The sequence below is a fragment of the Acinetobacter sp. EKM10A genome, from assembly GCF_011075215.1.
GTDB lineage: Bacteria > Pseudomonadota > Gammaproteobacteria > Pseudomonadales > Moraxellaceae > Acinetobacter > Acinetobacter baumannii.
In genome coordinates this window covers 188,527-210,723 of sequence record NZ_JAALLK010000005.1, presented here as the reverse complement: position 1 = coordinate 210,723, position 22,197 = coordinate 188,527, and the positions used below count along the sequence as shown (strand labels likewise).

Genomic DNA, 22,197 nt, shown 5'->3' with positions numbered 1-22,197 from the left:
TAATACATCTTTTTGTTTAAATTTAACAAATAAAAAAACGAGGTTAAGTTTAACCTCGTCTTTTCTATTTTTAGCTAAAAATCGTTCTTAGAAACTATATTTAGCCATTAAACCAATTCGGTTATCTTTATAAGACTTACCAGCAAAGGTATCACGCTTACCGTTTACATACTCAACGCCTAAATCAATTGGTTTAACTGGCGTATAGATAAAGTTAATCCACGCTTGTTGAACTTTTTCATTTGCAGAGGCATTTAATCTTGCATAATCAGTGCCATCATCAGAGAACTGAGCGCCATACGCTAAAGTAGAACGTAAGTTAGGTAGAATCTTATAAGTTCCACCCACTTGTACTGCTACAAATTCATTTTGCTCAATAGAATTCCCATCTACTGCGTAAGGAGAGTTACTACCATACAAGTAACTATTATCACCCACAACATATGATGCGTCAGCAAAGAGTTTTAAAGGATCAGAAACTTTAAAGTCAGTACCAACTGCAACGCCCCAACCAGTTTTATCATCATCAGCAAGCTGTGATTTATAATTTTCTACCAGAACACGAGCTGAAGCAGAACCTCTGCCTTCTGCATAGCCTTGAGTGATTTTAGCAGTTAATGCAGGGAGGCTATACTTAATACTATCACCTGTTACCGAAGTAGTACTATCACCTTTTTCAGCGGAAACAAATAATTGTGTAGTTGGACCTAACTTGTAGTTATAACGTACTTGAGGTACACGTTTAGTACCACCACCAATGTTTGTCGAGAAGTCGATCATTTCTGGTGCATGGTTAGATAAGAAGTTTGAAGTCGTTTGACCAAACAACCAGTTGTTATAGGTTAAATAAGCATGGCGAATACGCAATGAGCCATTTGAATCTGTGGTTGAACCAGCAAAATCGACTTCGATTTTACCACCAACTTTGTCGTCTCCAACAGGTGTATTAAAATCTAAACCGAGGCGTGTTGTTTTAGCAGTCGCACGTAATTTATCATGTGTTTTCCCGTCTGACTTACTTACATCACCAAAGTCGTTATCTGCACCTTCAATAATATAGTTAGCATCGCCACGAACAAAACCATAAAGGTTCACATCAGCGCCAGCTTTAGATTTAAATCCTGCTAATGGAGAAGCAGGTGCTGCCACAGGTTGAGGTTGCGCTTTTACTTCAGCTAACTGTACTTGCTGTTGCTGCTGTACTTGTTGCTGTTGTTGCTGTACTTGACGTTGTTCTTGAACTAATGCTTTTAATGCTTCAACTTCTTGACGAAGCTTTCGAATTTCCTCTTTATCAGAAGTTGCCGCATTTGCCCCACTCATCATTAAAGCTGTTACTGTAATAGCTAAACTTTTAACAACAAACGATTTACGATTAAGGAATAGATCCATCAAAGACTCCTAAAAATATATTTTATGCTGCCTGTCCATGCCAAGTTGATTCGTGTGACCATTAAGCACTAAAGAATCAACCATCCTCCAAATTTGATTGCATTAATTTTATTACCGCAATCAAAACCAATTTTAACGCTGGGTAAGATTAAAAATTCCGGTCCAAAAGAATCAGCATTTACTTTTTGGTTTACAGAACCTTTACCTTAACTTCATGTTGTAACGAATCCTACACAACTCTCTTATCTTATAGAATGATTAAATCATTATTTCATTATTCTTTTTTAGACTTTAGGCTAATATCCAATCTAAATGAATATTTTTTTGCCAGTCTTATTTGATTCACATGATTTTTCTTGTTATTCGCATCCACTTTTCTCCTTGCAGCTTCCTTTTGCTTTCCAAACAAGATGGCACAATTAATAAGCCATTTAAATAGCCAAAAATATACATTTTTAAAAGATTGGCTAAAAATATAAGTATGATTTTTTAGTGCAGCTTAGTTATATTTAAATCTCTTTATTTCATCTACTTAATATTATTTTTTATACAGTTTTGGTAGCTTTCCATAAGTAAATAGGAATTAAAAAGAGTACCGCAATACTGACAATAGCTATCAAATAATGGAAATAACCAAGCGCATCTGCAATGACTCCACTAAAGCTGTAAAGACCACCACTGACTGTCGCCATGACTGAAACCTGTAAAGTAAAATCGGTACCCGCATAGTTTTTTCGACTGTAATGCATAACCAAAGTTAACATCACAACCAGTAGCATGGCAGCAAAAGCATCTTCCAGGGCATTTACGGCATAGATAAGCCATGCATTTATTTTTATCTTTTGTTCATAAGCATAAGCCAAATACGCATAGCCCCCTAAACTCATAATTTTTAATATTGAAAAACTAATTAATGTAGTTGGTCTAGAAAAATACTTTAATACCCATCCTGCAATAAATGCTCCCACTAAAGCAGCTACAGCGCCTAGCATAGTGATGTAAACACCAATTTGGGTAAAACTTAATCCCATATCAACCATTAAGGGTTTGAGTAACGGCCCAGCTAAGCCATCTGCCACTTTAAAAGTGATGAGTACCATTAACCAAGAACGAAGTTCTTTATTTTGAGAAAAATAACTCAAATAAGCCTTAATTCTTGTGACTAAATTTGGCTGGCTAGGTTCATTAGTAGAATGAGAACTATGAAGAGGCTCTTTAAATAGTAAAATAGGTAAAGTGTTGATAAAGACTAAAGCAGCTAATAATAAAAATGTCGGCTGCCATGATAACCAGTCTAGACACCACAGCACAGCTCCTCCACCCACGATAAAACCAAGCCGAGAGCCTACCACTTGAAAAGTATTTCCCCAATGCTGCTGATCGTGTTGCAATAAATTGACCGCCAAAGCATCGGTCGCGATATCTTGAGTTGCGCCTGTTAAGTTCATAAATAACAGCGTAATAAAAAATATAAAGAGATAAAGAGGCTGATCTAAAACTTGTATAGGGAAAAAAGATAAAATACAAAGTACACCCACCGTCAAAAACTGAGCAGGTAAAATCCAGCTACGATAGTGACCTAAATGCGAGATGGCATGTCGATCTACCCACGGCGCCCAAAATATTTTGATTGACCAAGGCAACATGAGCAGCCCAAAACCACCAATATGGGCAAGAGATACACCTTGAGCTCTTAATATGACAGGTAAGGCATGCGTCATAAAACCTACAGGCAAACCTTGTGCCCAATATAAGGAAAAGAGCAAAAGATAAAGATTTTGCTGTCGGAACATATATACCTACTTTTATTTATTTGTGCGGTAATAACATGAAATACCATGCGTGGTCTTACATTTTGCCAATGAAGCGCAGATTTCAAAAGATTAAGATAAAACAAAGGATGATTTAAAACTTAAAAATATGGAACAACATTTCCCTAATCTACCGTCTCAGGTTCCCCAACGTGGTAATGCTTTAAGTCGAGCATTATTTAAAAAACTCTTTTTGGCACAAGGCTGGACTATAGAAGGTGAAGTTCCCAACTTTCCTAAAGCTGTAGCCATTATTTCTCCCCACACCTCCAATATTGATGGCTGGTATGGTTTTCTTGCCATTTTTGGACTCGGTATTCAAATTACGGTGCTAGGTAAAGACAGTTTATTTAAGCCACCTTTTAAACGGGTTTTAGATTGGGCGGGCGTTATTCCTGTAAAACGTGACTCGGCCAATGGTCTGACTGAACAAGTCGTTGCGACTATTCAACAGTATGACAAGATCTGGATTGGAATGGCGCCAGAAGGCACACGTAAGAAAGCAAAAAAAATGAAGAGTGGTTTTTACCATATTGCTGCAAAAGCCAATATTCCTATTGTGATGTTTTCTTTTGATTATGACCGTAAGACTATTCACTGCTTAGGCTATTTAACTCCAAGCGGAAATTATGATGAAGATCTCGCCAAGATTTTTGAACGTTATGAAGGAAAAATATCACCGAAAAATCGTAATTGGCTTGCAGAGCCTTTACAAAATCTTGTGAAAAAAACCTAGCAAAAATTGAACGAATCTGGTCTGATGGGCCATCTTAATTTATCTTGCCATAGATTGTTTTTCAAAGATGAAAATTGCTCAATTTGCCAGTATCGGATTTATCTCTTTAGCCCTATTTGGCTGTGATAAGTTCAGCAAAACACCAACACCGACCACTTCAGTTAAAGCGCGCGAACCAGTGATCGCACTTGCATTGGGTGGCGGTGGAGCAAAAGGATTTTCACATATTGGTGTCATCAAGGTTTTAGAATCACATGGTATTAAACCGAAAATTGTTACGGGTACAAGTGCCGGTAGCTTCGTAGGCAGTATCTATGCCAGTGGACAAACACCTTATCAACTCCAAAATCTTGCGCTCAAATTGCAAGAGTCTGATATCCGCGATTTAACCCTGAATCGCCAAGGTATTATTCTTGGGCAAAAGCTACAGGACTATGTTAACCGTAACGTGGGTAACAAGCCTATTGAGAAATTCCCAATTCGTTTTGCAGCGGTAGCAACTCGTCTTGATAATGGCCAAAAAGCAGACTTTATTAAAGGTAATGCAGGACAAGCTGTTCGTGCATCATGCAGTATTCCAAATGTGTTTGTACCAGCAACCATTGGTAAGCAGAAATATGTAGATGGCGGATTGGTTAGCCCAATTCCGGTCAAAACAGCACGTGATATGGGTGCTGATATTGTGATTGCAGTTGATATTTCTGCACGTCCGGCAGGAAACCGACCTGCGAATATGTGGGGATTGCTTGATCAAACTATTAATATTATGGGTCAACAAAGTATTAATGAAGAGTTAAAGCAAGCTAACGTGGTGATTCAGCCTAAAGTTGGGCACTTAGGTACACTCGATTTAAAATCAAGTAATGAAGCTATTTTAGAAGGCGAAAAAGCTGCTCAAGGTCAAATTCGCCAAATTGAAACTGCAATTGCAAATTTCAAAAAATCTCCAGCCGCATTTAAGCCTGCGCCACGTCCTAAATTTTAATTGAGGTGGTTTTTTTCTATCCACACTCTCCATCATCTGCTACAGTGGTAAAAGTGATATGAAATCACTTTTACCCATCATAAAGACATATAAAAGAGCAGATCTATGGAGTTTGTTGTAGAACCTTGGCACTGGTTTGTATTGGGTATCTTACTTATTCTTTCTGAGCTGATTCTCCCTGCCTTTGCCGCTCTCTGGTTTGGTATTGCAGCCATAATGGTTTGCTTTCTCTATTGGTTATTTCCAGATATAAGCCTTACTACTCAAATAGTGCTGTGGATTGTGTTATCGGTGCTATGTACCCTTCTCTGGTTTAAATTTATTAAGCCTTTATCTATTGATAAAACTAAAGCAGGTTTACCTCGAGAAGCGACGATTGGGCAAATTGGTATGGTGATTCAGACCGGACTTGCTCATGACCAAATTATTGTTCGTTTCCCTATGCCTATTTTAGGGGCCGATGAATGGAACTGCCGAAGCACCACCCCTGTTAAGGTCGGTGATCGGGTTCGAGTCATTGATATTTCGGGTAATGACTTAATTGTTCAGCCCCACAGCACTTCATAAACATTAAAGATAAAGAGAGGTTATTTTCATGCCAGTTGGTACTATTATTGTTTTAGCCTTTTTGGCTTTTGTTGCTGTTACCATTTTTAAAGGAGTACGTATTGTTCCTCAGGGTTATAAATGGATTGTTCAACGTTTAGGAAAATATCATTCTACGCTTAACCCAGGGCTTAACTTCGTTATTCCTTATATTGATGATGTAGCCTATAAAGTCACTACTAAAGATATTGTGCTTGATATTCCATCACAAGAAGTCATTACCCGTGACAATGCTGTATTACTCATGAATGCCGTGGCGTATATCAATCTGACGACACCTGAAAAAGCGGTGTACGGTATTGAAAACTATACATGGGCCATTCAAAATCTTGTACAGACTTCACTACGTTCAATTGTCGGTGAAATGGATCTAGATGATGCTCTATCTTCACGAGATCACATTAAAGCTAAACTAAAAGCTGCGATTTCTGATGATATTTCAGATTGGGGTATCACTTTAAAAACAGTAGAAATTCAAGATATTCAGCCATCTTCCACCATGCAAGCTGCCATGGAAGCTCAAGCCGCTGCTGAACGTCAACGTCGTGCTACAGTTACCAAAGCTGATGGTGAGAAACAAGCTGCAATTTTAGAAGCAGATGGTCGTTTAGAAGCATCTCGCCGTGATGCCGAAGCGCAGGTTGTTTTAGCAGAAGCTTCTCAAAAAGCGATTGAAATGGTAACAAGTGCCGTAGGTGATAAAGAAATTCCTGTTGCTTACCTGTTAGGTGAACAGTACGTCAAAGCAATGCAAGAGATGGCGAAATCAAGCAATGCTAAAACTGTTGTGTTACCTGCAGATGTTTTAAATACAATTCGTGGCATTATGGGAAAGCATAATTAATTTAATTGCTTCAAATAAGCCATTGAAATCAAAACGGCGACAATCATGTCGCCGTTTTTATATTAAGTATTATTGGTTATTTAATCTTTGCTGATCTTTCAAAGGAAGCTTTTTTACGACCAAGTCATAAGAGTCGCGAATCAAATCCCGGAGAAAATCGCTTGTTAAATTTTTATGCGGTTTAATCGAAATCCAGTGTTTTTTATTCATGTGATAGCCGGGAATAATAAATGAATAAAGCTCCTGATATTCCTGACTTTTGTAAGGGTCACATTTGACATTAATCATTTTTACGCCAGACACTTCCACTGTCAGCATAAACATTTTTTCTAAAATTTTAAAAACTTCATACTCTGGACCAAATGGATGAGTTTGCTCACTAAAAGGGAGATTACGCGCCGCCTCTATTGCAAGTTGATGAAGCTGTTCACCATTCATTCTTTTCTCCTGTATTCATTAAGTCTGAATAGAAGTAGGAAGATTGATTTATGTTTTTATTAATTAGTACGAGCTAACAGGAATTGTGAAATCTCAACTAATTCTTTTGCATTTTCACCGAAATGCGCTAAAGCTTCAAAAGCTTGATCATGCAATTCTTTGGCATAAATCTGTGCTTGCTCTAGTCCCATTAGAGCAGGATAAGTCGATTTTTGTACTTGTTCGTCTTTACCAGCGGTTTTGCCTAAAGTTTCAGTGCTCGACGTAATATCCAAAATATCATCTTGGACCTGAAAAGCCAGTCCAATTGCTTGACCATATTGACGTAGTTTTGGAATTGCCTGATCTGTGCCCGAGAAAATTGTCACTGCCCCCATCATAATGGCAGCCTGAATAAGCGCACCCGTTTTATTACGGTGGATATTTTCTAGTTCGTCTTGAGAAATTTGCTTAGCTTCGGCTTGTAAGTCTAAGACCTGTCCACAAACCATTTTAGAACTAGCTGTAGCTAAAATTTGAATTTGCTTTAAGACAATTGCAGCATCCGTTCCCTGCCCTTGCTCATCAAACAAACGGCTCCCTAAAACTTCAAAAGCCATTGATTGTAAAATGTCACCCGCAAGTAACGCGGTATCTTCACCAAATGCAACATGACACGTTGGCTGACCACGGCGAAGCAAATCATTGTCCATACAAGGCAGGTCATCATGTGCTAAGGAATAACAATGGATGAGTTCAACAGCAACCGCAGCACGGCGAGCAGCCGCAAAATTTGGATTATCTTGTAAAGAAGCTGTAGCGTAACACAAAGCCGGACGCACACGTTTTCCACCGAGCATAACTGCATGGTGTACAGCGCTTTTTAAAGGTTCGGGAATTGAGAATGCAGCCAGTGTCGTCAATAAATCTTGTTGAATACGTTGTTGAGCTTGTTTTAAAACATCCGCATTAACTTGAGAGAGTGATGACACAGTCGCCTCGTAAAATCAGTAGAGAAATTTTATTGAATGTGATGAAACATTCATGTGCTACATCATACACGATTCACTGTAAAAAGTGCGTGATGAGTTATGGATGTCAGAAGTAAAAAGCCTCTCTAGGGTAGAGAGGCTTTTCATTTAAATGACTTTTAGAAACTGTCACCCGGAACGCGTACCCAACCTTCCATTAACACACGCGCACTACGACTCATAATGGCTTTTTTCACCACCCATTGGCCATTTGTAAGTTCAGCTTGGGCACCAACACGTAATGTTCCAGATGGATGTCCAAAACGTACTGCTTCACGCTCTCCGCCGCCAGCCGCTAAATTGACTAAAGTGCCTGGAATCGCAGCCGCTGTACCAATTGCTACCGCTGCTGTTCCCATCATGGCATGGTGAAGTTTGCCCATCGACAAAGCTCGAACAAGTAAGTCGACATCTTTCTCTGAAACGTTTTTACCGCTTGAAGCTGTGTAATTTTTTGGTTTAGAGACAAAAGCAATTTTTGGTGTGTGCTGACGTGCGGCTGCTTCTGAAATATCTTTAATTAAGCCCATCTGAACTGCACCATAGGCACGAATTTTTTCAAAACGTGCTAATGCTGCTGCATCACCATTAATATGATCTTGTAATTCAGTACCTTCGTAGCCTAAATCTTCTGCATTTAAGAAAATGGTTGGAATACCGGCATTAATAAATGTGGCTTGAAAACTACCAATTTCTGGAACATCTAATTGGTCAACAACATTCCCTGTCGGGAACATATCACCACCCTCTTCACCATCATCGGCAGGGTCTAAAAACTCAATTTGGACTTCAGCGGCAGGGAAAGTTACCCCATCTAGTTCAAAGTCTCCGGTTTCTTGAACTTGGCCATTGGTGATAGGTACATGCGCAATAATGGTTTTTTGAATATTTTTTTGCCAAATTCGAACAGTACAGAGGCCATTTTCAGGAATACGATCGGCATCAACCAAACCATTTGAAATTGCAAATGAACCAACCGCAGCTGTCAAATTACCGCAGTTACCACTCCAATCTACAAAAGGCTGATCTATTGAAACCTGCCCAAACAAATAGTCGACATCATGGTCTGGCTGTGTACTTTTAGCGAGAATAACGATTTTACTGGTACTCGAAGTCGCTCCACCCATGCCATCAATTTGTTTTCCATAAGGGTCTGGGCTACCAATGACACGTAGCAAGAGTTGATCTCTTGCTTGACCCGCAACTTGAGCTTTTTCCGGCAAATCATCAAGTTTAAAGAATACACCTTTACTGGTTCCACCACGCATGTAAGTTGCTGGAATTTTAATTTGCGGTACGAAGCTCATATCAACTGTTATCCTTACTATTGTGTTTTTATATCTCAAAACAAGCAGACTTGTTTAGTCATTCGCTTCATCTTAAATCGTTTTATGACCAAGAGATAGCACTCTACTTTCATACATCAATCGTATTGACGCGGGTTTATTTTGGAAATTTCAATTCATACCTGCAATGACCGAATAAAGCAAAATCATAAGAAAAAAAGTCTATCAAAAAATATATTTTTGGAAGATTTTTCAACCAATTTAACACGATTAAAAGCAAGTTTATGATTTTAAATATTTTTTATAGTTACTTTACAGTCATCCCTTGTTCAATTGTAGTCTAGGCTAAAATAAATCCATCTATTAGAATAATTTACTTATTCATTGTGAGTGAAGACCTTTGACCAACGAATCTTCTACACTTCAACGAGGACTAAAAAATCGACATATCCAATTAATTGCTATGGGTGGAGCAATTGGTACCGGATTATTTTTAGGCTCGGCGCAAGTGATTCAATCTGCGGGACCATCCATTATTTTAGGATATGCCATTGGTGGCTTAATTGCTTTTTTAATTATGCGCCACCTGGGAGAAATGATTGTTGAAGAACCTGTTGCAGGATCGTTCAGCCATTTTGCGTATAAATACTGGGGGAAATTTCCCGGATTTTTAGCTGGATGGAATTATTGGATGCTCTATGTTTTGGTTGCGATGAGTGAACTCACCGCGGTAGCCAAATATATTAATTACTGGTGGCCTCATATTCCAGCATGGACTTCTGTCTTATTTTTCTTTGTCGTGATTACGGCAATTAACCTAACAAACGTCAAATTTTATGGTGAGTCCGAATTCTGGCTCGCTATTATTAAAGTTGCTGCGGTTATCTCTATGATTGTTTTTGGCCTTTATTTGCTATTTACAGCAGATGTAGGTTCAAGCATTTCGTTTAGTAACCTTTGGTCTCATGGTGGATTTTTTCCAAATGGCTTTAGTGGCCTCTTCTATATGTTGGCTTTCTTGATGTTCGCCTTTGGTGGTATTGAACTGATTGGTATGGCCGCGGCAGAAGCAAAAGATCCGAAAAAAACCATTCCAAAAGCAATTAACCAAGTTGTTTTCCGTATCTTGATTTTCTATATCGGTTCACTAGCGATCTTACTTTCATTAGTGCCGTGGAACCAATTAGATCTTGGCGGTCTCGACAAAAGTCCATTTGTTATGATTTTTAGTCAAATGGGTATTGGTTGGGCTGCACACTTACTGAACTTTATTATTTTAACCGCCGCTCTCTCTGTTTATAACAGTGGGATGTTTGCAAATAGCCGTATGCTTTACGGTTTAGCTCAACAAGGCAATGCACCAAAAATTTTCAAGAAAGTAAATAAACAAGGTGTACCTGTACCAGCAGTTTTGCTATCGGCATTACTCATTTTTGGCTGTGTTCTTTTAAATTACTTTGTACCAGAAGATGCTTTAAGCCACTTAATGTACATTGTTGTTGGAGCACTGGTATTGAACTGGGCGATGATCAGTATGACTCACCTCAAGTTTAAATCAGCAATGAAAAAACTCGGTCAAAAAACTCACTTTCCTGCACTTTGGGCACCGTTTAGTAACTATTTGGTTTTAGGTTTTATTGCTGTAGTACTCTACATTATGTGGAGTCAAGGCTTTAAAGAATCAGTGATGATGATTCCTATTTGGATCGTTCTCATGTTTATTTTGTTTAAAGTACTCAATGCCAAAGAACAGTAATCTAACAGCTTGTACTTAAAACTATAAAAAGTCATTGCCTCGGCAATGGCTTTTTTGTTTATAATCAGAAAATTATGCGCCCTTAGCTTAACTGGATAGAGCAGTTGCCTCCTAAGCGACCGACGTGGGTTCGAGTCCCGCAGGGCGCACACTTTTAGTTAATTAATCCTTCACTTCAGCCAGCAATGTTTCAGCTGCAAGTTTGCCTAAATTATTAGAAGCAAGCGGACTATCGCCCGTTAACAATTTACGGTCTCGATGACATTGACCAGTAATGCCAGTGTTCAAAATCTTCACACCGAGTTTTTCAAGATTTTCACCGACTAACCACGGTAAAGCTCCAGGCATGTAACCAATATCAATATTCGCTCCCTTATCTAACGAGTCAGGGAATACACAAATTTGATAATCTTTAAAAATATAATTCTCAGGCTGTTCATCTACTGCGGCAGCCAGTAACGAAGCTGGACCATGACATAACGTAATAATAAATTTGTCTTGTTCAACTGCCCATTTAAGAACTTTCTTCACTTCAAGGCTATGCGGAATCTTCGCTAACACACCATGCCCACCCGGAATAAATACAGCCGCATATGGAGAGTTTTCACCGACTACATTTTCTAAAATATCGGCAAGTTTTAACGGATTTTTTAATTTATCTGCATATTTCTGGAAAGTATCTAATACCACTTGTTCTTGCTTTGGCATTGCCCACATTTCAAGTTTGGCTGGATTACCTGAAAGTGTCGCAACATCAATTTCAAAACCAGCATTATCTAAATGGAACATTGGCAAAAGCATTTCTACTGGATGGTTTCCGGTAGAAAAGAACTTACCGTTTTGCATCTGGATATAGCGTTCATCAGTTGCAATCATTAAGACCTTTTTATTGCCCGCATACGGCGTTGGATAGGTTGTGCCATCGTAATCTGTTTTAGGAGAAGTATATTGACTCAGTGAATATGGTGATGGGAAGAACGCATTATCTTCTGCCAAATCTGGAGTTGGATTTTTATCATTTGATGCTGGGGTATTCATGGTTACCATCCTTTAGAATTGAAGAGCGAAATAACAGCTTTAAGACAGTTATTATTTCTTATTAAATGTATATTCAGATCAAGAAACAGGTGCAACAAGCCAATAGAATTTGGCAATTTTTATATAGAAATAGGCACAATTAATAATTATAAAATTTCAGTTTAGGCAAACATGTCATTCACCTAAACTGTCACAGATAAGATTAAGCATTCATCTCTAAAACGATCTTTCCAATATGGTCGCCCTGCTCCATACATGCATGAGCACTTTGTACATCTGAAAAAGCATAGGTTTTATAGATTTGTGGTAAACATTTACCTTCTGCCAATAACGGCCACACATGTTCATGTAAAGATTGAGCAATCTGTGCTTTTTCTTGGCTATTACGCGCTCGCATCGTTGAGCCTGTAATTGTGGCACGTTTTAAAATCAGTTTTTGTAAATCAAATTCTTTTGCAATTCGACCTCCCATAAAGCCAATAATGACAAGTCGGCCATCACGTTTTAATAGATTTAAGTTTTTCTGAAAATAAGAACCACCCACAATATCCAAAATAACATCAACACCTTGTTCTTGAGTATGGTTCAAAATTTCCTGCTCAAAATCTTGGGTTTTATAATTAATTGCTGTGGTTAAGTCAGAGAGTGCTTCAACTTTATCTTCACTACCAACCGTAGCAAAAGTTTTAATCCCTAAAGCATGGCAAATCGCTAAAGCAGTGGTTCCGATCCCACTTGCCCCACCATGAATCAGGGCAGTTTCATCTTTCTTTAAACGGCCAATATCAAATAGATTTGCCCATACCGTAAAAAAAGTTTCTGGAATCACAGCAGCTTGAGTAAATGATAAATTCTCAGGTATTGGTAATACTTGAGTTGCAGTTACCGCACAGTATTCTGCATACCCGCCACCATTGGTTAAAGCACAAACCTTGTCCCCGACTTTAAACTGTTGCACTTGCTCACCCACAGCAACCACTACTCCGGCGACTTCAAGTCCAGGGATTTGAGTAACCCCTTTAGGCATTGGATATAACCCCATACGCTGTAAGACATCAGGGCGGTTAATTCCAGCGGCTTTAACCTCAATTAAAACTTCATCAGCTTGAGGTACCGGAACATTTGAATCTTGAAGTTTTAAAACCTCAGGTCCGCCAGGAACCGTAATTTCAACAATTTTCATGGTTGTCGGAAGATTCATTGATATGCTCCATGTTTGGTTTATATTTAAGACGTGTTGATTTACTTTAGTTTGTTGATAATTTAGGTGGAACTCCAAACAGCCGCTTAAACTCTCGACTAAACTGTGAGGCACTCACATATCCTACCTCATAGGCAGCTTCTGCAACGCCCATTTGGTTATTTAGGATTAGATCACGTGCCTTATGTAACCGAGTAATTTTGATGTACTGTAATGGAGAATAGTTGGTAACTTTCTTAAAAGCTTGATGAAAAAGCGAAACGCTCATTCCTGCTTGTTTAGCCAACTCCTGAACCGTTAAGTTACGATAATAATCTCTTTGAATAATTTCACAAATCGTATAAATCACTCCAGTTCGGCTCATAATAGCCGAAAGGTTCTGGATAAAATCACTACCGCCAGCTTGTAAAACCCGATAAATAAGTTCGCGTTTCACCTGCTCTCCTAAGATTGCAGTATCTTGCTTGGAACGAAGTAAGTTCAACAAGCGTAAAGCAACATCAGATATAACCGAGTTCATTTCAATAATATTTAAACCACAGCTCAGTTTTATCTCTTTGTTATCAAAATCTTCTATAAGTGGTCGCTGCTCTTTATCCATTTTAGTCGCCAGCTCAGCCATCATTTGAGGTTCAAATTTAATCGCAATTGCAAGCATTGGTTCACGCTCAACCAACGTATCGCAATCAAAAGGAATAGCAATTGAGATAAATAAACACTGGCCTTGTTGAAACTTAAAAATATCTTTTCCAATATAAGCCCGTTTTACACCCTGAATGACTAAAACAATGGAAGGCTCTTGCAATACGGCAACCGGCTGTGTGGAATGATCTACCCTCATCAGGGTGATATTTGAAATATGAGTGGGATATAACCCCTCTTGAGGAGCCAAATACAAAAAAGCCTCTACCAAACTTTTCGTCAAGTCATTCTGTTGCATTGCTTTATTTTTTACGGGCTATTTAAGATTTACTATATCAATCAAACTAAAAGGAAAAAGTATTTCTTGGTAGTACTTTGTATAAATAAGCAAGTTAAAGCTATTTTTAGGCATAAAAAAACCTAGATTTCTCTAGGTTTTTATCCTTAACCTGACTATTAAGCAGATAAGTTAAAGAACATAGCAGCAATTAGGATAATTACACCTAATACAATTCGATACCATGCAAATACACGTAATGTATGACGCTCAACGAAGAGTACGAGTGCTTTTACAACCAACAAAGCAGCAATAAATGCAGCAACAAAACCCACTCCAATATTAACCATATTGTCTGAAGTCAACACATCAGCATTTTTAATTAGGTCAAAAGTTGCTGCACCCAGCATGGTCGGCATTGCAAGGAAAAACGAAAACTCTGTTGCAGCTTTACGAGACAAGCCTGCAAACATCCCGCCTACAATTGTCGCACCAGAACGAGAAGTCCCAGGAATCATCGCAACACATTGAGCCAGACCAACTAAAAGCGCCTGTTTAAACGTGATCTTGGTCGCATCATCCGTTTTATGTTCAAATTGTTTAGATTCAACCCAGAAAATAATAAGCGCGCCGACAATCAGAGCAATCGCAACCACAATTGGGCTAAATAAAACACTTTTAATAAAGTCTACAGCTAAAACGCCAATAATCACTGCCGGGAAAAAAGCAATTAAGACACTAATGGCAAAATGGCGTGACTCGACATCACCACTAAAAAAACCTTTGATTAAGTTAATGATTTTCTGACGATATAACCAACACACTGCCAGAATAGCACCTAACTGGATCACTACTTCAAAGACACGACCGCCATCTGAATGGAAATCGATAATATGACCAAATAAAATTAAATGACCAGTACTCGAAATAGGTAAAAATTCAGTTAAGCCTTCAACAAAGCCTAGAAACAGTGCTTTTATAACTTCAAAATTTTCCATAACTTGCTCAAAGAAAGTTAGTTAATCACTAGAACGATCTAAAATTTATTTTATCGCCACAGTTAGCCTTTTATTTGGCCGAACTCGTGTTCAATATCAGATCATTTCTAGCATTTGTGGTTATTGCCTCTAGTGAAAGGCAGTTTATTTAAAGTGCGATAATGTATCACATCATAATGACAAACTTAGGTTAACTATCGTAAAAAGATAAAACTTGGTTAAAAAAGATAAAACTTGGTTAAAAATGGCCAAATTTTCTTTTGTTATAGATAAGTCTTTTACAATAGATGAGTTTAGAAAATCATCTTAAAAAGTCCTTAAAAAAACATGTTATTATTCCAATTAAATATAACTCATATCAAAAATTCAGACTGAATGAAAAATACCAAAATTAACGCACGTCATCTTATTATCGACCTCTTTCTTTCTTCCGCTTATCCTCAGCTCAGTATCAAACAAATTTTGGTTGCAGCTAAACTTTTTAACTTAAGTGAAAATGGTATTCGAGTTGCGACAACACGCTTGTTAAATGAAGGTATGATCCAGAGCGTAGAACGCGGAATCTATCAACTTTCTCCATCTGCAAAAGATTGGGCAAAAGTTATTCTCAATCGTAAAAATGGAATTAAACAAACTAAAGAATGGCAGCAGCATTATCTTGCCGTATTTACAGGAACCTTAGGCCGCATAGACCGAACAGCACTAAAAAAACGGGAACGTGCACTTCGTCAATTTGGTTTTAAAGAGCTGGAAACTGGTATTTATATCCGCCCAGACAATTTAGCTTATAGCTTTGAAAAAACCTGTGATGAGCTTGTTTTAGCAGGGCTAGAGAAAGAAGCAAAAATTTGTATTATTCAACATGTCGACTCAACAACGCTTAAGCAAATTTTTTCTTTATGGGATACCAAACAACTCGAAAAAAATTATGAAATGTATAGCCGAGATATTACACACTGGCTTGAAAATTATGCTCACTCCCCTTTAAACGATGCAGCAGTCAAGGCACTTCTTTTAGGAAGGGAAACAATTGCCTTACTCATGAATGACCCATTATTACCCGCACCATTTGTAAATGAATCTGCTCGTAATCAATTTGCTCAAGATGTACAGCAACTAGATGCAATTGGCCAGAAACTTTGGAAAAAAATATATGAACAGGAATTAAATTTATAGCCATCTGATTTATTTTTTTACAAACAAATATTTCACTTTTTAAATTTTTATGACTATATTTGTAATATAAAATATGGATACCAAACTCTAATTTGGGAGAATAAAAATGAATGCACAGGTGAGTGTTACCGATCTATTTAGCAGAGAAGAAATACAAGAGCTTACAGAACCTTCAGATGCATATGGCGCTTGGGCCGTTGCTAGCACATGGGCTGTTATTGGAGGAACATTTGCCAGCTTAATTATGATGTGGGATTACTTACCGAGTTGGGGGAAATTATTAGCATGTATGCTTGCTCTAACTGTTTTAGCTGGCCGTCAGTTATGCCTCGCAATTTTAATGCACGATGCATCCCATAAAAGTTTATTCAAAAATAAGAAAATAAATGATTTCGTTGGGGAGTGGCTATGTGCCCGCCCAATCTGGAACGACCTACAAAAATATCGTGTACACCATGTTCGTCATCACGCAAAAACATCTACACCGGATGACCCAGATCTTTCTTTAGTTGCAGGCTTTCCTGTCAGTAAAAAATCTCTTACTCGTAAATTCTTACGCGACTTAACCGGTATAACCGGATTAAAGTTTAGCTTAGGCCGCTTGTTGATGGATCTTGATGTCATGAAATGGACTGTAGCCAATGATCAAATCTGGTTAGACCGCAGTGATAAAAATTTCGTTGACTATGCAAAGAGTATTGCAAAAAACAGTACAGGCGCTATTGCAACCAACCTAGTACTTTATGGTGTTTTAAAAGCTTGTGGTCAACAACGTTTTTATTGGTTATGGCCTTTGGCTTATTTGACACCATTTCCATTATTTTTAAGAATTCGTTCAATGGCAGAACATGCAGGTATGCAAACCAGCAATACTGCTTTAACTAACACTCGCACCACACGTGCAGGTTGGATTGCAAGAAGCTTTGTAGCTCCTATTCACGTCAATTACCATATGGAACATCATTTAATGGCATCTGTTCCATATTTTAAATTACCGCGTATGCACAAAATATTAAGAGAACGTGGGCATGTGCCCACTCCACCGAGCTATTTTGAAGTAATCCATACACTTTCATCAAAACAAGAGTTAACAAATTAAAATAGGGTTAGAAGACCACTTTCAAATTTGTGGTCTTCTTGATTATTCACTTATATCTAAATTTTTTAGTTTTAACTGAGTTTGATAATACTTCGGTGTTACACCCATCCAGCGCTTAAATGCACGAGTGAAATGGGGTGTATCGGCATAGCCTAAACTTAATGCCACAGCTTCAATTGACATTAAACTATTTTGCAAAAGTTCTTGTGCATATTGCTTTCGAGTTAAATCAACTAATGCTGAAAAGCTTGTATTCTCTATTGCCAAATACCGCTGTAGGCTACGTTCTGACATATTCATCATTTGGGCAACTTGCTTAACTTTTAATATTTCCCCCTGACTATTGATCAATAATTTTTTTATTACTTGGCTAATTTCTGCTTTCCATCCACTTCGTAACTTCAATTTATCAATATCTTTTTTACACTGTGCTTTCAGTAAAGGTGCCAGCATAGGATCAGCCGTGAGTACAGGCTGCATTAAATATTCTTTTGGAAAAATCCAAATATTATGTTTTTGCTCAAATAAACAACTTACCCCTAATTTATCTTTTATTTTTGAAAAACCTAGTGGTTCGGGCATATTCAATTGCACTGTACCTAAAGCAGATAACCCTGTTAGATGTTTTGCGATGTGAATAAAACCTAACAACAAAAAAATAGTCGCATCTGAACTTAATTGAAAACTTTTTAAAGGTTGATGAATAGACCAGTAAACATCATCTTGCTCTTGCTTTAACTCGGGTTTAAATGCATCACAACGCGCACCAATAAATTGTTCAAATATTTTTAAAGCCTCTCCAAGATTTGCAGCCACCATGGCTGCCATACCAACAGAACCATAACAAGAAGCTTTCATTTCCAATGCCAAATAACCCGCTAATGCTGGCTCATGAGTGAGTTGAATCGCATGCTCAAGTAAGTTATTTAAGGTATTAAACTCAACATACCAATACGGTTTTTTTAATTGTTCCGGTGTTACTCCACTACCCTCTAAAAACTGCTCACAAGAGCCACCTCTGCGCTTAACGATCTCTGCTAATAAATTAATATAAGTTCCGGGTAATTCTGGAGTCATGAGCGGCCCACTAGAAAGCGTAATTGTGGCGTTAAATGGTAAAAACTGTCAGTTCATGAACTATGCCATGCTTTTAAATTCAGGCATAGTCACTTAAGACAAACTGACTTAACTCTCCGACATTCCACTAAAAACTAATCTTATCTTTAAGAGTAAAGACACTATGAATATCCTGATTGTTCATGCTCATCCAGAACCTCTGTCTTTTACAACTTCCCTAAAAACGACAGCACAGCAAACCTTTAAAAAATTGGGCCATCAAGTAGAAATTTCCGATTTATATGCAATGCAGTTTAATCCTGTGGCCTCTAAGCAAGATTTTTTAGAACTCAATCAACCTGATTATTTTAACTATGCATTAGAACAGCGAAATGCCACAAAACAACAACTATTGGCTCCTGATATTCAAGCAGAAATTGACAAAGTAAACCGTGCCGATCTAGTAATCTTGAACTTTCCGCTTTATTGGACTTCTGTTCCAGCAATTTTAAAAGGCTGGATTGATCGTGTATTTGTCTCTGGACTTTTTTATGGGGGTAAGCGGTTTTACAATCATGGTGGCATGGCAGGTAAAAAAGCAATGCTCTGTTTAACACTCGGTGGTAGAACACATATGTTTGGGGAAAATTCTATTCACGGACCAATTGAACATTATCTATCACCGATTCAACGCGGTACTTTGGCTTATACTGGCTTTGAAGTTCTTCCTCCATTCATTGCCTACCATGTACCTTACATTAGTCAAGAAGCGCGTGAAACTATTCTTGAAGACTATGTCACGTATCTCACTCACCTTGACCAACTTGAAGCCTTAAAATTTCCTAAACTTGAAGAATTTGATGAAAAGTTATATCCCCTCTAATGCTATGTTTTAAATCTAAAAGGCGCGATAACCGATTTCTTTTCTATTTCGGTTATCCTTTAAATAAAGCAAGCTTAAATCCAGCAATTAATTTCTCAAAAAAATTGACCAAATAGTAAAGAAAATACTCTCAATTTTTATCCAGCAAATAACAATATAAAATCGAATCAATAATATACATGTGTAGAGAAACTAGACTTATCCATTAAAAATGATGACCAATACTCATTTCATAATCAATCAATTCATATTTTTACAAAAAAATCTTTGACCATTTTTCTTGGATTTATGACAAAAATGTCATAAAAACAAGCAGCTTTAATAATAGATAAAAAATATAAATATCAATTATTTAAATTAATTAAACAACAAAAATATTCCTTCATATTTCATTCATTATTGCCATTTTTTGTATAAAAAGTGAGTACTCTGCAGTTCATAGAACAGATTTACTCTTAGTGTAATTATGCTATTTTTGTTACATGGAGTTATCAATGCTTTGAAACTTGTAATTCAAAGCACTGAAGGCAACACAGTTTAAACGGTTTAACTCTGTTACTTTTAAAAAAATGTCTTGAAGTTCAAGGAAAGATTAAAAATGAAATTAAAACATCTGAGCACTGCAATGATTTTAGCAACGCTGCCTGCAACTGGGGTTTTTGCAGCAGCTTTAGATCGCTCTGGACAGTCAATGTCTGCGTTCTTACAGCCTAACAACTATTTTGAGGCGGGTATTTCGGTTTTAGACCCTGATGTAGCTGGTAAAGAAGCTGGAGTAAGTGCAACACGCCGTGATATTAGTGATATGGGGAATGATTATTACTTTCCTAACGCTGCATTGAAATTACAGCTTACTGATAAGTTCTCTTTTGGTTTACTTTACGATCAACCATTTGGAGCTGACGCTGAGTATAGCGGCCAAAACGTATTTGTTTCTGATCCATCTAATACTATTTTAGCGCCAGCCGCATTAGATGCTATCCGCACAAGTACAATAGATACAACTTTTAATAATTTGACAGCTGATCAACGTGTTGGAGCAGCTCTACAAGCTCAAGGAGTAAATTTATCTACTCCAGAGGGTAAAGCCCAATTTGCAGCAACATTGACAGCTTACAATAGCAATCCTGCAACTAAAGCAGCTATTGATGCAGGTGTAAAACAAGGTGTTGCCGCAAAAGTTGATGCTGGTATAAAACAAATCAATGGGCTACTTGGAACTGGTAATACAAAAGTTAAAGTTGATACTCAAAACTTATCTTTTGTATTTGGTTTTCAACCCACTCAAAACTGGAATATCTACGCAGGTGGTGTATATCAAACAGTAAAAGGAAATGTGAGTCTCCGCGGACAAGCATATAGTATTTATAATGGTTATGATGCAGATATTAAAGAAACAGGCGGTGCAGGTTGGTTAGCTGGTGTTGCTTATCAAATTCCTGAAATTGCACTTAAAGCTTCCTTAACTTATCGTTCTGAAATTGATCATGATGTAAATATTCGCGAAAAAATACCAACTCTTCCAGCTTTATCACTTCTAGGACAAGATGCGGCGGCGGCGGCGATTGCTAATAGTTCAGCAGATACAACAATTACGACTCCTCAATCAGTAAACTTTGATTTCCAAACAGGTATCATGGCTAATACTGTTGCTTTTGCTAACGTACGTTGGGTGAACTGGAAAGACTTCTCAATTCAACCATATAAGTTTGGCCAACTTTCAAAAGTAGTTGGTCCATTAGCAGATCCACGTCGTCCAAATGGCTTCAACCTAGTGGAATATTCTGATGATCAATGGTCTGTGAACGCTGGTGTAGGCCGTAAACTTAATGATAAATGGGCTGGTAATGTCTCTGTAGGTTGGGACTCTGGTGCAGGTAATCCTGTAACAACATTAGGACCAACAGAAGGTTACTGGAACGTAGGTTTAGGTGTTCAATATAGCCCTACTCCACAAACTTTCATTGCTGGTGGTGTAAAATACTTCTGGTTGGGTGATGCGAAAGCTCAAACAGGTGCACAAGCAGGTAGTGATCAATATGTTGCAGACTTCTCTGATAACGATGCTATCGCTTACGGTTTAAAACTTGGTTATAAATTCTAAGTTTCAAAAACCAATCTAAATAAAAAAGGCGCTATAAGCGCCTTTTTTATTGTCCATTTGTTCTTTCTTAAGCCGGAATATTGCGCTGTGAAACTGAACGGATTGCTTCTTTTAATGCATCATAACCATTGATTGCAGGAAACTGCGGAAACTCTGCAATAACATTTGCAGGTGCATCAAACAAAAAACCATGGTCGGCTTCACCAAGCATCGTTGTATCGTTATATGAATCACCTGCTGCAATCACACGGAAATTCAAACCATGTAGTGCTTTAACCGACTCACGTTTTTGGTCAGGCTGGCGAAGTTTATAAGCGGTAATCATACCATTTTCATCTGTCTCTAATTTATGACAGAAAATTGTTGGCCAGCCTAATTGTTTCATTAAAGGATGGGCAAACTCATAGAAAGTATCCGACAGAATGACCAGCTGGAAATGATTGCTCACCCATTCAACAAACTCTTTTGCACCTGGTAGTGGCCCCATCTCGGCAATAACTTCTTGGATGTCTTTTAAGCCTAAACCGTGTTGTTTTAGGATATTCAGACGCTGAGTCATTAAAACATCATAATCCGGAATATCACGAGTTGTTGCTTCTAGTTCTTTAATCCCTGTTTTTTTTGCGAAATTGATCCAAATTTCAGGAACTAAAACTCCCTCAAGATCTAGGCATACGATTTCCATGAATGCTTCCAACGTTGGTTAAAAATTGCTGTATCATACCATTAAGATTTTCAGTTTTGCGTTGTTATTGATCAAATCAATTTTATTCATAAGGATCGAAATTAAAGTGCTAAGCAATTTATTCACTATCCTTTAGAATATTTTTCATAACTCAATGCGCCCAAGCCTTTTGCC

General features: G+C 37.8%; 20 protein-coding genes and 1 tRNA gene. 10 read left to right on the top strand and 11 right to left on the bottom strand.

Features of this window, described 5'->3' with window-relative positions; genetic code table 11:
- Positions 1-87 precede the first annotated feature (87 nt).
- Together G9371_RS09145 and G9371_RS09140 are read right to left on the bottom strand one after the other, a co-directional pair.
- Positions 88-1,392, bottom strand: a complete 1,305-nt coding sequence (locus tag G9371_RS09145; RefSeq protein ID WP_029424805.1) for a DcaP family trimeric outer membrane transporter — start codon at positions 1,390-1,392, stop codon at positions 88-90.
- Between the two features lie 545 nt (positions 1,393-1,937).
- Positions 1,938-3,185 carry an MFS transporter gene (locus G9371_RS09140; protein WP_023896274.1) on the bottom strand — a complete coding sequence of 416 codons (1,248 nt, stop codon included), beginning with the start codon at positions 3,183-3,185 and terminating at the stop codon, positions 1,938-1,940.
- A 127-nt stretch (positions 3,186-3,312) separates the two neighbouring features.
- On the opposite strand from G9371_RS09140, the gene G9371_RS09135 reads away from it, so the two are divergent.
- The 4 genes from G9371_RS09135 to G9371_RS09120 all read left to right on the top strand — a co-directional run bounded on the left by G9371_RS09135 (position 3,313) and on the right by G9371_RS09120 (position 6,374).
- Complete coding sequence (locus G9371_RS09135; RefSeq protein WP_000434847.1) at positions 3,313-3,939, top strand: lysophospholipid acyltransferase family protein; 627 nt, start codon at positions 3,313-3,315, stop codon at positions 3,937-3,939.
- Between the two features lie 67 nt (positions 3,940-4,006).
- On the top strand, positions 4,007-4,924 hold the full coding sequence (locus G9371_RS09130; protein ID WP_000684973.1) for a patatin-like phospholipase family protein: 918 nt from the start codon (positions 4,007-4,009) through the stop codon (positions 4,922-4,924).
- A gap of 105 nt (positions 4,925-5,029) precedes the next feature.
- The gene (locus G9371_RS09125; protein ID WP_000397562.1) at positions 5,030-5,491 is read left to right on the top strand and encodes an NfeD family protein; all 462 of its coding nucleotides are present in this window, start codon (positions 5,030-5,032) and stop codon (positions 5,489-5,491) included.
- Between the two features lie 28 nt (positions 5,492-5,519).
- Positions 5,520-6,374 (top strand): SPFH domain-containing protein, encoded by an 855-nt coding sequence (locus tag G9371_RS09120; RefSeq protein ID WP_001143942.1) that lies wholly within the window; start codon positions 5,520-5,522, stop codon positions 6,372-6,374.
- 69 nt (positions 6,375-6,443) lie between these two features.
- Here the strand turns inward: G9371_RS09120 and G9371_RS09115 are convergent, their stop codons facing one another.
- From G9371_RS09115 to prpF, 3 genes are all read right to left on the bottom strand, one after another.
- Positions 6,444-6,812 carry an MmcQ/YjbR family DNA-binding protein gene (locus G9371_RS09115; RefSeq protein WP_005122808.1) on the bottom strand — a complete coding sequence of 123 codons (369 nt, stop codon included), beginning with the start codon at positions 6,810-6,812 and terminating at the stop codon, positions 6,444-6,446.
- A gap of 59 nt (positions 6,813-6,871) precedes the next feature.
- Positions 6,872-7,783, bottom strand: coding sequence for a polyprenyl synthetase family protein (locus tag G9371_RS09110; RefSeq protein WP_000097113.1), 912 nt, complete (start codon positions 7,781-7,783; stop codon positions 6,872-6,874).
- 158 nt (positions 7,784-7,941) lie between these two features.
- Complete coding sequence (prpF, locus tag G9371_RS09105) at positions 7,942-9,129, bottom strand: 2-methylaconitate cis-trans isomerase PrpF (protein ID WP_005122805.1); 1,188 nt, start codon at positions 9,127-9,129, stop codon at positions 7,942-7,944.
- 379 nt (positions 9,130-9,508) lie between these two features.
- Between prpF and G9371_RS09100 the strand changes: the two genes are divergently transcribed.
- Together G9371_RS09100 and G9371_RS09095 are read left to right on the top strand one after the other, a co-directional pair.
- Complete coding sequence (locus G9371_RS09100; RefSeq protein WP_002016863.1) at positions 9,509-10,864, top strand: amino acid permease; 1,356 nt, start codon at positions 9,509-9,511, stop codon at positions 10,862-10,864.
- Between the two features lie 76 nt (positions 10,865-10,940).
- Positions 10,941-11,013 (top strand) — tRNA-Arg (locus G9371_RS09095).
- 13 nt (positions 11,014-11,026) lie between these two features.
- On the opposite strand, the gene hchA is transcribed toward G9371_RS09095, so the two are convergent.
- The 4 genes from hchA to G9371_RS09075 form a co-directional block, all read right to left on the bottom strand.
- Positions 11,027-11,902: a glyoxalase III HchA gene (gene hchA, locus G9371_RS09090; RefSeq protein WP_001095768.1), complete on the bottom strand. Its 876-nt coding sequence runs from the start codon at positions 11,900-11,902 to the stop codon at positions 11,027-11,029.
- 202 nt (positions 11,903-12,104) lie between these two features.
- The gene (locus tag G9371_RS09085; protein ID WP_029424806.1) at positions 12,105-13,103 is read right to left on the bottom strand and encodes an NAD(P)H-quinone oxidoreductase; all 999 of its coding nucleotides are present in this window, start codon (positions 13,101-13,103) and stop codon (positions 12,105-12,107) included.
- Between the two features lie 46 nt (positions 13,104-13,149).
- Positions 13,150-14,043, bottom strand: a complete 894-nt coding sequence (locus tag G9371_RS09080; protein ID WP_029424807.1) for an AraC family transcriptional regulator — start codon at positions 14,041-14,043, stop codon at positions 13,150-13,152.
- A gap of 158 nt (positions 14,044-14,201) precedes the next feature.
- Complete coding sequence (locus G9371_RS09075; RefSeq protein WP_000426931.1) at positions 14,202-15,020, bottom strand: undecaprenyl-diphosphate phosphatase; 819 nt, start codon at positions 15,018-15,020, stop codon at positions 14,202-14,204.
- Between the two features lie 375 nt (positions 15,021-15,395).
- On the opposite strand from G9371_RS09075, the gene G9371_RS09070 reads away from it, so the two are divergent.
- Entirely contained in the window at positions 15,396-16,196 is an 801-nt protein-coding gene (locus G9371_RS09070) for a PaaX family transcriptional regulator C-terminal domain-containing protein (RefSeq protein WP_000799166.1), read from the top strand.
- Positions 16,197-16,302: 106 nt separating this feature from the next.
- Complete coding sequence (locus tag G9371_RS09065; protein WP_000993887.1) at positions 16,303-17,295, top strand: fatty acid desaturase family protein; 993 nt, start codon at positions 16,303-16,305, stop codon at positions 17,293-17,295.
- 42 nt (positions 17,296-17,337) lie between these two features.
- On the opposite strand, the gene G9371_RS09060 is transcribed toward G9371_RS09065, so the two are convergent.
- Positions 17,338-18,372 (bottom strand): AraC family transcriptional regulator, encoded by a 1,035-nt coding sequence (locus G9371_RS09060; RefSeq protein WP_029424808.1) that lies wholly within the window; start codon positions 18,370-18,372, stop codon positions 17,338-17,340.
- A gap of 163 nt (positions 18,373-18,535) precedes the next feature.
- Between G9371_RS09060 and G9371_RS09055 the strand changes: the two genes are divergently transcribed.
- A complete protein-coding gene (locus tag G9371_RS09055) occupies positions 18,536-19,234 on the top strand; it encodes an NAD(P)H-dependent oxidoreductase (RefSeq protein WP_002046722.1) in 699 nt (232 codons plus the stop codon).
- Between the two features lie 598 nt (positions 19,235-19,832).
- Entirely contained in the window at positions 19,833-21,338 is a 1,506-nt protein-coding gene (locus G9371_RS09050) for an outer membrane protein transport protein (RefSeq protein ID WP_000768274.1), read from the top strand.
- Positions 21,339-21,405: 67 nt separating this feature from the next.
- On the opposite strand, the gene thrH is transcribed toward G9371_RS09050, so the two are convergent.
- Entirely contained in the window at positions 21,406-22,023 is a 618-nt protein-coding gene (gene thrH, locus G9371_RS09045; protein ID WP_000406996.1) for a bifunctional phosphoserine phosphatase/homoserine phosphotransferase ThrH, read from the bottom strand.
- Positions 22,024-22,197: the final 174 nt, after the last annotated feature.